We start from the raw sequence: 14,727 nt of genomic DNA, 5'->3' as shown, positions 1-14,727 counted from the left end.
GGAGCAGCCTGCGCGGGAGGTTCGGGAAGAGAGTGGTGTGGGCTGGGTGCTGGACTACGGCTCAGGAGAGCCCGAGTTCCTTGTCGAGGAAGTCGAAGACGTCCTCGGCCGTCGCGGTGTCGAGGCGCTCGACGACCGTGGGGCCTGCCGTGGACCCGGGGTCACCCGGTCCGGCGCCGTCGGCGGCCCGGGCGTCGAGGTCTGCGACCAGGGCCCGGAGCCGGTGGCTGATGCGGCTGCGTTCGATCTCCTCCGGGGAGAGGGCCGCGGCCACGGACTCGATGCGTTCCAGCTCGGCCAGTACGGGCACGGTCACGGCCGCCCCGCTCGGGCACAACGCGCCGTGCAGGTGGTCGGCCAGCACTTCCGGGTTGGCGTAGTCGAAGAGCAGGGTGGCCGGGAGCTTCAGTCCGGTCACGGTGCCCAGGCGGTTGCGGAACTCGACCGAGGTGAGCGAGTCGAACCCGAGTTCGTTGAAGGCGCGGCTCGACTGCACCGCGGCGGAGTCGTCGTAGGCCAGGACCAGTGCGACCTGTCGGCGCACCAGGTCGAGCACCTCGCGTCGTTGCTCGCCCTCGGGCAGCGCCGCGAGCCTGACGACCAGGTCGGGGGCGGCTTCGGCGGGACCGGCCGGGTCGGCACCGGCACCCGTGGCGGCGAGGGCGCGGACCTCGGGGAGGCTTCCGATGAGCGCGCTCGGCCGGGTCGCCGTGAAGCCCGCCGCGAGGCTCGGCCAGTCGGCGTCGAGCACCCCGACGCAGGACGACGGGCCGTCCAGGGCCCGTTGGAGCGCGGTGAGGCACGCCTCGGGGTCCATCGGGGCGAGGCCGCGCCACCAGGAGCGTTCCTGGGACGCCTCCTCGCCCGCCATGCCGCCGCCGTCCCAGGGGCCCCAAGCCACCGAGGTGGCGGCGAGGCCGAGGGCCCTGCGGTGCTGGGCGAGGGCGTCGAGGTAGGCGTTGGCGGCGGCGTAGCCGCCCTGCCCCGCGCTGCCGAGCAGGCCGGCGACGGAGGAGAAGGTGACGAAGGCGGTCAGGTCCCGGTCCGCGGTGAGTTCGTGCAGGTGGCGGGCGGCCTCCGCCTTCGGTCGGCGGACGCCGTCGAGCCGGTCGGGGGTGAGGGAATCCAGCACGCAGTCGTCCAGGACGCCCGCCGTGTGGATGACGGCGGTGAGCGGGTGCTGTGCGGGCAGGCTGTCGAGGAGCGTCGCGAGCTGGGCGCGGTCGGCGACGTCGCAGGCGGCGATGGTGACCCGGGCGCCGAGTGCGGTGAGTTCGGCGGTCAGTTCCTCGGCGCCGGGGGCCGCGGGGCCGCGGCGGCTGGTGAGGACGAGGTGTTCGGCGCCGCGCCGGGCGAGCCAGCGGGCGACGTGCGCGCCGAGGGCGCCGGTGCCGCCGGTGACCAGGGCGGTGCCGTGCGGGTTCCAGCCGGCGCCGGCGCCGGCGAGGGTGGTGTCGGCGGGGACGTGGACGAGGCGGCGTCCGAAGACGCCGGCGGGGCGCACCGCCACCTGGTCCTCGGGCTCGGCCCCGGTGCCCGCGGCGACGGTGGAGACCAGGCGCCTCGTGGAGCGCTCGTCGGGCGTGGGCGGCAGGTCGACCAGGCCGCCCCAGCGCTGCGGGTGTTCCAGCGCGATGACCCGGCCGAGGCCCCACACCTGGGCCTGCTCCGGGTGGGGCAGTTCTTCGGCGCCGCTGACCGCGACGGCACCGCTGGTCAGGCACCACAGGGGGGTGTCGATGTCGGTGTCGCCCAGTGCCCGGGCCAGGGAGACGGTGGCGGCGAGGCCGTGCGCACCGGTGGTGAGGGCGAGCAGGGAGAGCACGGCGCGCGCCGGCTCGCCGTCGTCGTGCGCGGCGCGCAGCCGGTCACCGAGCGCACGCCGGGCGGCGTCGGTGCCGGTCGGGTCCCCGACCGCGTCGAGGCGGGCCAGTTCGTCGGCGTCCACGGTGACCGTGCGCGCCGTCGCGCCGAGGGAGCCCAGGGCCTCGCCGAGCGCGGTGGCCCAACGGTCGGCGGCGGGTTCGTCGGGGGTGACGACGAGCCAGGTGCCGGCGGCGGCCGGGTCGGCGGCGGGCTCGCCGAGGTGCTGCCAGTCGACGCGGTAGCTCCAGGCGTCGGCGGTGGATTCGGCCACGCGCCGGCTGCGCCAGGCCGCGAGCAGGGGGAGCACGGCGTCCAGCGAGTCGCGTCGAGCGCCCTCGGCGCGCAACGCGTCGGCGAGGACACCGGTGTCGGCGTGTGCCACAGCGTCCCAGAACGCGGCGTCGCCCGCGCCGCCCGGTCCCCCGCCGCCTGCGGTGGCGGAGGCGGCGGAGTCCCCCTCCCACCAGTAGCGCTGCCGCTGGAAGGGGTAGGTGGGGAGGTCCACCCGACGACCGCCCCAGCCTTCGGCGACCCGCGGCCAGGCGATCCGTTCGCCGTGTGCGTGGAGTTCGGCGAGGGAGGTGAACAAGGTCTCCCGCTCCGGGCGGTCGGCACGCAGCAGGGGGACGAAGACGAGGCCCTCGTCGGGGGCTGCGCACTGTCGGGCGAGGGTCGTGAGGTGGGCGCCGGGGCCGAGTTCGACGAAGGTGCGGACGCCGTTCTCCAGGAGGGTGGCGACGCCGTCGGCGAAACGGACCGTCTCCCGTACGTGCCGCACCCAGTAGTCGACGGTCGTCAGTTCGTGCTCTCCGGCGAGCTTCCCGGTGAGGTTGGAGACGATCGGCAGCCGGGGGACGTTCATCGGGATCGCCTCGACGACCTTGCGGAAGTCTCCGAGCATCGGTTCCATGCTCGGGGAGTGGAAGGCGTGGCTGACGTGCAGCCGGGAGGTCCTGGCGCCCCGCTCGCGCAACCGGTCGGCGATGTCGAGGACCGTGTCCGCGTCGCCGGAGAGGACCACGGCCGAGGGCCCGTTGACGGCGGCCACACCGACCCGTTCGTCCAGGAGCGGGAGGACGGCCTCCTCGGTCGCCTCGACGGCCACCATGGCGCCGCCGGCGGGCAGTTCCTGCATGAGCCGTCCGCGGGCGGCCACCAGGGTGCAGGCGTCGGCCAGGGTGAACACCCCGGCGACGTGGGCTGCGGCGATCTCCCCGACGGAGTGGCCGATCAGCAGGTCGGGGTGGACGCCCCAGCCTTCCAACACGCGGAAGAGGGCGACCTCGACGGCGAACAGCGCTGCCTGGGCACGGCCGGTGAGGTGCAGCTCGGCCGTGTTGTGCTCGGAGTCGGCCGCCCACATCACCTCGCGGACGGGGGTGTCGAGTCTGGGATCGAGTTCGGCGGTGACGGCGTCGAACGCGGCGGCGAACGCGGGTTGGGACGCGTACAGTTCCCGTCCCATGCCCAGTCGCTGGGCACCCTGGCCGGTGAACATGAAGGCCGTGCGTCCCCCGGGCCCCCGGGGCGTGCCCCGGACGACCCCGGCGTCCTCCTCGCCTGCGGCCAGCGCGTCGAGGCGGCGCAGCAGCCCCTCCCGGTCGTCCGCGACGACGGCGGCCCGCCGGTCGAAGGAGGCCCGCGTGGTGGCCAGGGAGAAGGCGACGTCGGCCGTGGAGACGTCCGGGTCGGCGGTGAGCCGGGTGCGCAGTCGGGCCGCGGCGGCACGCAGCGACCGTTCGTCGCGGGCGGAGAGCAGGTGGGGCAACGGGCCCGGCTCGGCAACGGGCGGGGGGTCGGAGGGCGCCTCCCCCGCGGCCGCCTCCTCGATGATGACGTGCGCGTTGGTGCCGCTCAGCCCGAAGGCGGAGACGCCGGCCCTGCGGGGCGCGTCGCTCTCCCAGGCGACCGCTTCGGTCAGCAACCGGACGTTGCCCGCGCTCCAGTCGACCTGTGGCGTCGGCTCGTCCACGTGCAGGGTGCGCGGGAGCCTGCGGTGCCTGATGGCCTCGACCATCTTGATGACACCGCCGACTCCGGCGGCAGCCTGTGCGTGCCCCATGTTCGACTTGACGGAGCCGAGCCAGAGGGGATCGTCCGCGGGGCGGTCGCGGCCGTAGGTGGCGAGGAGCGCCTGGGCCTCGATGGGGTCGCCGAGGACGGTGCCGGTGCCGTGCGCCTCCACCACGTCCACGTCCCTGGCCGTGAGCTGGGCGTCCCGCAACGCCTGGCGGATGACGCGTTGTTGGGAGGGGCCGTTGGGGGCGGTGAGGCCGTTGCTGGCACCGTCCTGGTTCACCGCACTGCCCCGTATCACCGCGAGCACCGGGTGCCCGTTGCGCCGGGCGTCCGACAGCCGCTCCAGCAACAGCACGCCCACGCCCTCCGACCAGCCCGCTCCGTCCGCGGCCCCGGCGAAGGACTTGCAGCGGCCGTCCGCGGCGAGCCCGCGCTGCTCGCTGAACTCGACGAACATGCCGGGGCCCGCCATCACGGTGACGCCGCCCGCGAGCGCCAGCGAGCACTCGCCGCCCCGCAGGGCCTGGGCGGCGAGGTGCAGCGCCACCAGCGAGGAGGAGCACGCCGTGTCCACCGTCACCGCCGGTCCCTCGAAGCCGAAGGTGTAGGCGATCCGCCCCGACACCAGGCTGCCGGCGGCGCTGCCGCCGGCGTAGTCGTGGTACATCAGCCCGGCGAACACCCCGGTCCGGCTGCCCTTGAGCGAGCCCGGGTCGATGCCCGCGCGTTCGAAGGTCTCCCAGGTGGTTTCGAGGAGCAGCCGCTGCTGAGGGTCGGTCTCCGGAGCCTCCCTGGGGCTCAGCCCGAAGAACACCGGATCGAAGTCGCCCGCGTCGTGGAGGAATCCGCCCTCACGGACGTAGCTGCGCCCCGGACGTCCGGGCTCCGGGTCGTAGAGGACGTCCATGTCCCAGCCCCGGTCGGTGGGGAACTGCCCGACGACGTCGACCCCCTCGTCCACGACGCGCCACAGGTCCTCGGGAGAGGTCACCCCGCCCGGGTACCGGCAGCCCATCGCGACGATGGCGATCGGCTCGTGCCTACCGTCCTCGACCTCGCGCAGCCGACGGCGGGTCTCGTGCAGCTCCGCCGTCGCGCGCCGCAGGTACTCACGCAGTTTCTGGTCATTCGCCATCGGTGTCTGAACCAATCTGGGGTCAGTCGGAGCCGGAGAGGATGCGGGCGGGCGGTCAGGAGGGGGCCATGGGGGCGCGCCGGAGGGCGAGCGTCCGGGAACGGGCGCGGGGCCGCGGGGCGGGGAGGGACGGGGCAGGTGGCGGTCGGTTCCGCCACCGCCCGCGTTCCGCTACGGCAGTCCGACCTCACCGTCGAGCGCGGCGAACAGTTCGTCGTCGGTGGCCGACTCGAAGTCGGTACGGACTCCGGTCCCGAGCACCGAGCCGTGTCGGTCCCGCCACGTGCGCAACAGGGTCTCCAGCCTGCCGGTCACCTCGGTGTAGCCGTCCTCGGGCCCGCCGTCACTCAGCGGCGAGGCCAGCAACGCCGACTCCAAGCGGTCGATCTCCGCGCCCAGCGACTGTCCCGAGGAGAGCGTGGGAACCAGTTCGCCGGCCAGGTGGGCGGCGAGTGAGGCCGGGGTGGGGAAGTCGAAGACCAAGGTGGCGGGCAACCTGAGGCCGGTGGCCACGTTGAGCAGGTTGCGCAGGTCCACCGCGGCCAGCGAGTCGAATCCGACGTCCTTGAACGGCCTTTCCGGATCGAGGAGTTCACCGCTGTAATGACCGAGCACCGCAGCCGCGTTCTCCCGCACCAGATCGAGGAGGTGCAGATTGCGATCGGCGTCGTCCAGCACGGACAACCGCTCGGAGAGCGCCTCGGCCGCAGCGGGGGCCTGGGCCACCGCGGAGGAGGCCCGCCGCATCGGCGTGCGCACCAGCGTCCGCAGCAGCGCGGGCACCGACCCCCCGTCAGGCGAACCGATCACCGAGGTCTCCACGCCGACCGGCACCAGGACCGGACCGTCCAGCGCCAGCGAGGCGTCCAACAGGTCGAGCGCCGCACCGGTGTCGAGCGGGCGCAGGCCCATGCGTCGCATCCGCTCCAGATCGGCCTCGACCAGCTCGCCGCCCATGCCCGAGGTCTCGGACCACAGGCCCCAGGCCAGCGAGAGACCCGGTAGCCCCTCGGCCACCCGGTGCCGTGCGAGGGCGTCGAGGAAGACGTTGGAAGCAGCGTAGTTGGCCTGTCCCGCGCCCACGAAGAGCCCGGCGGTCGAGGAGAACAACACGAACGCCGCGAGTTCCTGATGCTGCGTCAGTTCGTGCAGGTGCCAGGCGGCGTCGGCCTTGGGACGCAGGACCGCGTCGAGGCTCTGCGCGGTCTGCGTCTCGATCAGACCGTTGTCGGCGACACCGGCCGTGTGGACGACCGCGGTGAGCGGATGCGCGGCCGGCACCTCACCCAGCAACTTCTCCAGCGCCGCGCGGTCCGCCACGTCACAGGCGACGACACGGGCTTCCGCACCCGACGCGCCGAGTTCGGCACGGAGCTCCTCCGCCCCCGGCGCGTTCCCACCCCTACGGCTCACCAGCAACAGACGGCGGACACCGTGGCGATCGACCAGGTGCCGGGCGACGGCGGCACCCAGGCCACCCGTGCCTCCCGTGATGAGCACGGTGCCCTCCGGGTCCAGGCCCGTTGCGGACGCCGAGCCGGCGGCACCCCGCTGTTCCCTGACGAGCCGGGGCTCCCACAGACCGCCCTCACGCAGTGCGAGTTCGGTGCCCTCGGCGGTGGCGGCCCCGGCCAGTCGCTCGTACGACGAGGCGGAGCCGTCCCAGTCCAGGAGGAGGAGCCGGGCCTCGGGCCGTTCGGCCTGCGCCGAGCGCACCAGACCCGCGAGCGGGGCGTGGACCAGGTCCACGCCGGCACCGCGCACGGGCTCGGGACCGGTGACCCCCTTGGTGAGGACGACGAGGCGGGAGTCCGCGAACCCCGGGTCCGCCAACCAGCCCTGCACGGCTTCCAGCACGCGCGTGGTGGCGGTGCGCATCCGGCCTAGGGTCCCGCCGCCCTCCCGGTCGTCCGCCGGGTCGGCGGCGCAGACGAGGACCACGGTCTCCGGCGCGGGACCCGGGGCGGCCCGGAGCGAGTCGAAGTCGGCGAAGACCGGCACGTCGGAGCCGAACGCCGCGGCGATCGACTCGTCGGCGGCGACTCCGACCACCGCCCAGTCACCCGCCGGGGACCCGGCCGCGGCCCCTTCGGCACGCTCGTTCCACACGGGTCGCAGCAGCGCGCCGGCCTCGTCGCCGGAGCGGTCCGCCGCCGCCAACTGCTCGGCGCTGACCGCACGCGCGGCCAGCGAACGGATGGAGATGACCGGAGCTCCGGTCGCGTCCGTGGCGAGCACCGACGCCTCGTCACTCCCGTGCGAGGTCACCCGTACCCGCAGCGCCGTCGCACCCGTCGCGTGCACGGTCACCCCGCTCCAGGCGAAGGGCAGCCGCGGGCCCGAGGCGTCCGCCTGGCTGTCCCTCTCGTGGAAGAGGTTGGCGTGGAGTGCGGCGTCGAGGAGGGCGGGGTGGATGGTGAAGGTGTGGGTGTGGGGGTGGGCTTCGGGTGGGAGGGTGATTTCGGCGTAGGTGTGGTGGTTGTCGTGCCAGGCGGTGGTGAGTCCTTGGAAGGTGGGGCCGTAGTGGTAGCCGTGTTGGGCGAGGGCTTGGTAGGTGTGGTGGAGGGGGATGGGTGTGGTGTGGGGTGGGGGCCAGGTGGTGAGGGTGTTGTCTTGGGCGGTGTCTTGGCTGGTGTCTTGGGTGGTGTTTGTGGTGTTTGTGGTGTTTTGGGTGGTGTGGGTGGTGGTGGGGTGGGGGGTGAGGGTGCCTTGGGCGTGTTGGGTCCAGGGTTGGGGGTGGTGGGGGTTGTGGGGTCGGGTGTGGATGGTGAGGGTGCGGCGTTGTTGGTGGTCGGGGGTGTTGAGGGTGATGTGGAGGTCGAGGGTGTGGTGGGGTGGGAGGGTGAGGGGTGTTTGGAGGGTGAGTTCTTCGAGGTGGGGTGTGTGGGTGTGGTGTCCTGCGTGGAGGGCGAGTTCGAGGAGTGCGGTGCCGGGGAGGATGGTGGTGTTGTTGATTTGGTGGTGGGTGAGCCAGGGGTGGGTGTGGGGGTTGAGGGTTCCGGTGAGGGTGATTTCTTGGGTTTGGGGTCGGTGGATGATGGCGGTGAGGAAGGGGTGGTTGGTGGGGGTGAGGCCGGCGGTGGTGATGTCGGTGTGCGGGGTGGTGGCGTTGAGCCAGTAGTGCTGGTGTTGGAAGGGGTAGGTGGGGAGGTCTACGGGTCGGGTGTGGGTGTGGGGGGTGTGGGGGGTCCAGGTGATGGGGTGGCCGTGGGTCCAGAGGTGGGCGAGGGTGGTGAGGGTGTGGTGGGGTTCGGGTTTGTTGCGGTGGAGGAGGGCGTGGGCGTGGGTGTTGTCGGGGAGGAGTGGGGTGGTGAGGGCGGTGAGGGTGGTGTCGGGTCCGATTTCGAGGTAGCGGGTGACGCCGTCTTCGGTGAGGGTGTGGATGGCGTCGGTGAAGTGGACGGTTTCGTGGATGTGGGTGACCCAGTACTCCGGGCTGGCCAGTTCGGCGGGGTCGGCGTGGGTGCCGGTGACGGTGGAGACGAAGGGGAGGGTGGGTTCGCTGTAGTCCAGGGTGCGGGCGAGTTGGGTGAACTCGTCGAGGACGGGGTTCATGAGGGGTGAGTGGAAGGCGTGGGAGACCTTCAGGTAGGTCGCTTTACGGCCCTGTGCCTTGAGCGTGTCGACGACGGCGCCGATGGTGGTGGTGGTGCCGGAGACGACGAGGGAGTGGGGTCCGTTGATCGCGGCGATGGCCGCGTCCGTGGCTTCGCCGAGGAGGGCGCGGACTTCGTCTTCGGTGGCTTGGAGGGCGGCCATGGTGCCGCCTTCGGGGAGGGCTTGCATCAGCCGGCCGCGGGCCGCGACCAGGGCTGCTGCGTCGGCGAGGGAGAACACGCCGGCCACGTGCGCGGCAGCGATCTCACCGATCGAATGCCCCGCCACCACGTCCGGCCGCACTCCCCAGGATTCCACTAGGCGGAACAGGGCCACTTCGATGGCGAACAACGCCGGCTGCGCGAACTCCGTACGGTCCAGGAGCGCGGCTTCGTCGGACCCCTCGGCGGCGAACATCACCTCCCGCAACGGCCTCGACAACAACGGATCCACCACCCCGCACACCTCGTCCAACGCGTCTGCGAACACCGGGAAGGTCTGGGCGAGTTCGTGTCCCATGCCCAGCCGTTGTGCTCCCTGGCCGGTGAAGAGGAACGCGAGGCGGCCTTCGCTGGTGGTGCGGTGGAACGTGTGGGGGGTGGTCCGGCCGACCGCGAGGGCGCGGAGACCTTCGAGGACGTCGTCAGGACGGGTCCCGGTGACCACGGCACGATGCTCGAACCCGGCCCGGGTCGTCGCCAAAGCCACCGCCACCTCCCCCAACCCCGGAGCATCCTCCGCCTCCAACACACCCACCAGCCCCAGCGCCTGGGCCCGCAACGCCTCGACCGACCGCGCACTCAACACCAGAGGCAACCACCCCACCACCCCCACCGACGACAACCCAACCCCGACCCCAACCCCGTCCCCCGCCACCGGCTCCTCGGGAGCCTCCTCCAGGATCACGTGCGCATTCGTCCCGCTGATACCGAACGACGACACACCAGCCCGCCGAGGCTGCTCACTCCGCCAAACCCGCGCCCGCGTCAACAACTCGACCCGCCCCGCCGACCAGTCCACCTTCGACGAGGGCTCGTCCACGTGCAGCGTCCTGGGCAGGACCCCGTGACGCATCGCCATCACCATCTTGATCACCCCCGCCACGCCCGCCGCAGCCTGGGTGTGACCCAGATTCGACTTGACGGAACCGAGCCAGAGGGGATCGTCTCCCACACGATCCTGGCCGTAGGTCGCGAGGAGCGCCTGGGCTTCGATGGGGTCGCCGAGGACGGTGCCGGTGCCGTGCGCCTCCACCACGTCCACATCGGCGGGCCGAAGACCGGCGTCCGTCAACGCAGCGCGGATGACGCGCTGTTGGGAGGGGCCGTTGGGGGCGGTGAGACTGCTGCTGGCGCCGTCCTGGTTCACCGCGGAGCCGCGCACCACCGCGAGCACCCGGTGTCCGTTGCGCCGGGCGTCCGACAACCGCTCCACCACCAGCACACCCACCCCCTCGCCCCAACCCGTACCGTCCGCCGCCTCCGCGAACGCCTTGCACCGGCCGTCCGCGGCGAGCCCGCGCTGCCTGCTGAACTCGGTGAAGGTGTCCGGCGTGGACATGACGGTGACGCCGCCCGCGAGAGCGAGGGTGCATTCGCCGCCCCGTAGCGCCTGGATCGCCCAGTGCAGCGCCACCAGCGACGAGGAGCACGCGGTGTCCACCGTGACCGCCGGACCTTCGAGGCCGAGGACGTAGGAGACGCGGCCGGAGACGACGCTGCCGGAGTTGCCGTTGCCGATGTAGCCGTCCACCTCGTCCGGGATGGTGGTCAAGCGGGAGGCGTAGTCGTGGTACATCACTCCGGCGAAGACGCCGGTGCGGCTGCCGCGCAGGGTGTGCGGGTCGATGCCCGCGCCCTCCAGCGCCTCCCAGGACGCCTCCAGGAGCTGGCGCTGTTGCGGGTCCATGGCAAGGGCCTCGCGGGGGCCGATGCCGAAGAACTCGGCGTCGAACCCGGTGGCGTCGCGGAGGAATCCGCCTTCTCGGGCATAGGTCTTTCCCGGCCGGTCGGGGTCCGGGTCGTACAACTGCTCGATGTCCCACCCTCGTTCGGCGGGGAATTCACCGATGCCGTCCCGTTCCGCCGCCAACAGTCGCCACAGTTCGCGGGGCGAGTCGACACCGCCGGGGTAGCGGCAGCTCATGCCGACGATCGCGATGGGTTCCCGGCCCCTGCGCTCGACCTCACGCAACTGGCGACGCGCTTCCCGAAGGTCAGCCGTCGCCCGCTTGAGGTAGTCGAGAAGCCTCTTCTCGCTTTCCACCCAGGAACCCCCTGAACCCGTTCGGATTGTCCATCCGAACGCTACGGGTCCCTCAATTCGCCTACCACCCGTCGCTCCCCCTAGTCACCCCTACGAACGCCGTCGGTCAGCGGCCCCTACACAGGCCCCTACCGGATGGGCGAGGGGGTACCGGGGCGTTCTCCGCTCATGACGAACCACGCTCAGTGGTGGGGTGTGGAACTACGTCCCCTAAGGGCTCGTAGGGGCTGCTAGGGGTCTTCCCGACTACCGGTTCCGCTCCGGCGTTCCCTACGTTGAGACTGCGAAACAATCATCCGGGGTGGGGGAACATGGCGTCGAGACCGTCCGTCAAGGGAACTGCCCCTTTCGGCGATTACGGAACCTGGTACCGCGTGACCGGCGACCTGCGCTGCGGGCTGCCGCCGGTGGTCGTCCTGCACGGGGGCCCCGGCAGCACGCACGACTACCTGCTGAGCATGACGGCGCTCGCGGACGCCGGCTGGCCGGTCGTCCACTACGACCAGTTGGGCAACGGCGGCTCGACCAGGCTCCCGGACCGGGGGACGGACTTCTGGACCGTGGAACTCTTCCGGGACGAGCTGGACAACCTGCTCGGCCACCTGGGCATCCGTGACGACTACGTCCTGTTCGGGCACTCCTGGGGCGGGATGCTGGCCGCGTCCCACGCCGGGGACCGGCCAGCGGGGCTGCGGGCCCTGGTGATCGCCAACGCGCCGGCGTCGATGCCGTTGTGGCTCAGCGAGATGAAGGTCCTGAAGGCGCGGTTGCCGTCGGACGTGCAGGCGACGCTGTCCCGGCACGAGGCCGCGGGCACCACGGACACCCCGGAGTACTTCGCGGCTATGCGGGTCTTCTACGACCGGCACGTGTGCCGCGTCCTTCCGTGGCCGCGGGACTACCTGGCCACGTTCATGGAGATCAACGACGACCCGACCGTCTACCACACGATGAACGGGCCCAACGAATTCCATGTCGTCGGAAGCCTGAAGGACTGGTCCGTCGAAGACGCGATACCTGACGTCGACGTTCCGACGCTACTTCTGAGCGGGCGTCATGACGAGGCCACCCCGACCACCGTGCAACCGTATTTCGACGGAATCGCGGATGTTCGTTGGGAAGTTTTCGAGGATTCAAGCCACATGCCGCACCTGGAAGAACCGGAACGCTTCCTCGCGGTGCTGAGCGAGTTCCTCCAGGAAATACGGAACGTCGAAATCCAGAGAACTCGTTGATCTGAAGGAAGGGGCGCGCGGATGACCGCTGCCCATGAGGTTCGCGCATATCCGTTCAGCGAACCGAACCGACTCGAACTCGACCCGATGTACGCCGCACTGCGTGCGGAGGAGCCGATGAGCCGCGTGCAGCTCCCGATCGGTGAACCCGCCTGGTTGGCCACGCGCTACCACGACGTGCGCACGGTGCTGGCCGACCCGCGTTTCAGTCGGGCCATGGCCAGGACCCGGGACCAGCCGCGCACGCACTCCACCGAGAACCTGGACGACGGCCTCGTCGGGATGGACGCGCCGGACCACGCCCGGTTGCGGAAGCTGGTCGCCAAGGCGTTCACGGCCCGCCGGGTGGAGCTGATGCGCTCCGACACCCGGCGGATCGTGGAGGGCCTGGCCGACACCATGGCCGAGCGGGGCGGTCCGTTCGAGATGGTGGACGACTTCGCGATCACCGTGCCGGTGACCGTGATCTCGGAGATGCTGGGCGTGCCGGAGGCGGACCGTGCGAAGCTGCGCGGCTGGTCAGAGGCGATGGTGTCCACCACGGCGCTGCCGTACGAGGAGATCGAGAGCAACGCCAAGGAGTTGTTCGCCTACATAGGTTCGTTGATCGCGGAGCGCCGGCGCGCGCCCACCGACGACCTCCTCGGTGCGCTGGTGAAGACCCGCGACGAGGACGGCGACCGGCTCAGCGAGCAGGAGCTGGTCATGAACGTGACCGGCGGGCTGCTCATCACCGGCACCGAGACCACCGCCTCGCAGATCCCCAACTTCCTCTACGCCCTGCTGACCCACCGCGACCAGTGGGAACTGCTGTGCGAGAACCCGCAGTTGGTTCCACAGGCGGTGGAGGAGCTGGTGCGCTGGATTCCGCTGAACTACTCGGCGATGTTCGCCAGGTACGCCCTGGAGGACGTGCAGTTCGGGGACGTCACGGTGCGGAAGGGCGAGCCGGTGCTGGGTGCGGTGGCCTCCGCCAACCGGGACGCCGACGTCTTCGAGAATCCGGACGCGCTGGACCTGACCCGTGCTCACAACCCGCACATCGGCTTCGGTCACGGCCCGCACCACTGTCTGGGGGCGCAGCTGGCCCGCATGGAGCTCCAGAGCGTGCTGAGCGTGCTCGTCGAACGCTTCCCGAACCTGGACTTCGTTGACGGCCCGGACGGGGTCGTGTGGAAGCAGGGGATGCTGGTGCGCGGCCCGAAGAGCCTGCGGGTGGTGTGGTGACCGACTGGACCGTCGCCGTCGACAGGACGGTCTGCATCGGCGCCTCGGTGTGCGCCAACTACGCACCGGCCCTCTTCGAGTTGAGGGCGGGGAAGTCCTGGCCGCGGGCCTCGAACGTCGAGCCGGACGAGGCGACGATCGACGCCGCGGAGACCTGTCCGGTGTCCGCGATCACGGTGCACGAGTCCGCCACCGGCGTCCTGCTCGCCCCGGAGGAGTAGGCACCCTTCACGTCCGGCCCGCCGCTCTGCGCGGGACCGGAAGCACGCACCGGCAGGCGTACGCCGCCCCTCGTGCACTGACCGCCCCCGTCACCACTCGTACGCCCCCCTGTCTCGAAGGGACCGAGCCATGACCACCGATGCCCGGACCGGTACAGCGATGATCTTCCCCGGAATGGGGCCGACCCCCTTCTCCGAAGTCGGCAGGTTCATGGTCATCAACCCCTTCGCGCGGAGGCTGGTCGCCGAGGCCGACCGGGTGCTGGGGTACTCGCTCGTCGACCGCTACCGGCAGACCGGGGGCGACTACAGCGAGTACGCCCAGGTCGCCTTCATGCTGAACTCCCTGGCGCTGGCGCAGTGGGCGGAACACGCGCTGGGGGTCGAGGCGACCTTGTGCGCCGGGCCCAGCTTCGGCGAGAAGCCCGCGGCGGCGTACTGCGGCGCACTGGCCCTTCCCGAGGCGGTCCTGGCGACGGCGCGGTTCGCGCGGCTGTTGGACGACTACTTCCGTACCGAGTTCCAGGACCTGGTCACCCACTCGTTCGTCCGGGTGCCCGAGGAGAAGCTGCGCGAGGTGTTCGCGGAGCTCGACGAGCGCGGGGAGGAGTACGAGGTCTCCTGCTACATCGACGACGACTTCCACATGCTGACGCTGCGCGAGCGGAACCTCGCCTGGCTGGAGCCCCGGATCCGCTCCCTGGGCGGACTGTCGCTGTACTCGATGCGGCCCCCCATGCACTGCTCCCTCTTCGGACGGTTGCGCGAGCGCGCCGAGGAGGAGGTGTTCGGGCCGCTCGACTACGCCGCGCCGCGCCTCCCGCTGGTCGCGGACCAGGACGGTTCGCTGATCACCACCGGAGAGGGGGTGCGCACCATGCTGCTGGACAGCTGTGTGCGTCCGATGCGGTGGCCCGCGGTCGTCGACGCGCTGCGCGGCGCCGGGGTCGGCACCGTGTGCGTGGCGGGCCAGGACACCCTCTTCGGCCGGGTGCGGCGCACGACGGACAACTTCGAGGTCGTGTCGGTCACCCCGCGCTTCGCGCTCCAGCCGAGGCCGCGGCCCGCCCGCGTCTGATCGACGCCGAGCGGGGGCGGACCGTCCCCGCTCCCCCGGCTCCTGACACCTCATCCCCTGCTCATTCTCCCGAAGGGAACATCA

The 14,727-nt window shown here is 71.6% G+C and carries 6 protein-coding genes; 4 read left to right on the top strand and 2 right to left on the bottom strand.

Translation table 11 applies throughout. From position 1 onward, the window contains the following. Window positions 1-61 precede the first annotated feature (61 nt). Complete coding sequence (locus ACSMX9_RS23925) at window positions 62-5,020, bottom strand: type I polyketide synthase (protein ID WP_445396824.1); 4,959 nt, start codon at window positions 5,018-5,020, stop codon at window positions 62-64. A 171-nt stretch (window positions 5,021-5,191) separates the two neighbouring features. Continuing rightward, window positions 5,192-10,909, bottom strand: coding sequence for an SDR family NAD(P)-dependent oxidoreductase (locus tag ACSMX9_RS23920; protein WP_445403080.1), 5,718 nt, complete (start codon window positions 10,907-10,909; stop codon window positions 5,192-5,194). 284 nt (window positions 10,910-11,193) lie between these two features. Here ACSMX9_RS23920 and ACSMX9_RS23915 point away from each other — a divergent pair, with 284 nt between their 5' ends. From ACSMX9_RS23915 to ACSMX9_RS23900, 4 genes are all read left to right on the top strand, one after another. Beyond that, window positions 11,194-12,117, top strand: a complete 924-nt coding sequence (locus ACSMX9_RS23915; protein WP_445396822.1) for a proline iminopeptidase-family hydrolase — start codon at window positions 11,194-11,196, stop codon at window positions 12,115-12,117. A gap of 21 nt (window positions 12,118-12,138) precedes the next feature. Continuing rightward, a complete protein-coding gene (locus ACSMX9_RS23910) occupies window positions 12,139-13,344 on the top strand; it encodes a cytochrome P450 (protein WP_445396820.1) in 1,206 nt (401 codons plus the stop codon). After that, on the top strand, window positions 13,341-13,565 hold the full coding sequence (locus ACSMX9_RS23905; RefSeq protein ID WP_445396818.1) for a ferredoxin: 225 nt from the start codon (window positions 13,341-13,343) through the stop codon (window positions 13,563-13,565). The genes ACSMX9_RS23910 and ACSMX9_RS23905 overlap by 4 nt, the downstream gene beginning before the upstream one ends. Before the next feature lie 130 nt (window positions 13,566-13,695). Then, window positions 13,696-14,643: an ACP S-malonyltransferase gene (locus ACSMX9_RS23900; RefSeq protein WP_445396816.1), complete on the top strand. Its 948-nt coding sequence runs from the start codon at window positions 13,696-13,698 to the stop codon at window positions 14,641-14,643. Window positions 14,644-14,727 lie beyond the last annotated feature (84 nt).

It is taken from the genome of Streptomyces sp. LE64 (genome assembly GCF_052606915.1).
The sequence above is the reverse complement of the archived record's forward strand: the minus strand, read 5'-3'. Positions and strand labels throughout refer to the sequence as shown.

Bases quoted from the DNA above. Each gene is read 5' to 3' on its own strand.
- ACSMX9_RS23925 (WP_445396824.1), bottom strand. From the start codon at position 5,020: ATGGCGAATGACCAGAAACTGCGTGAGTACCTGCGGCGCGCGACGGCG.
- ACSMX9_RS23915 (WP_445396822.1), top strand. From the start codon at position 11,194: ATGGCGTCGAGACCGTCCGTCAAGGGAACTGCCCCTTTCGGCGATTAC.
- ACSMX9_RS23910 (WP_445396820.1), top strand. From the start codon at position 12,139: ATGACCGCTGCCCATGAGGTTCGCGCATATCCGTTCAGCGAACCGAAC.
- ACSMX9_RS23900 (WP_445396816.1), top strand. From the start codon at position 13,696: ATGACCACCGATGCCCGGACCGGTACAGCGATGATCTTCCCCGGAATG.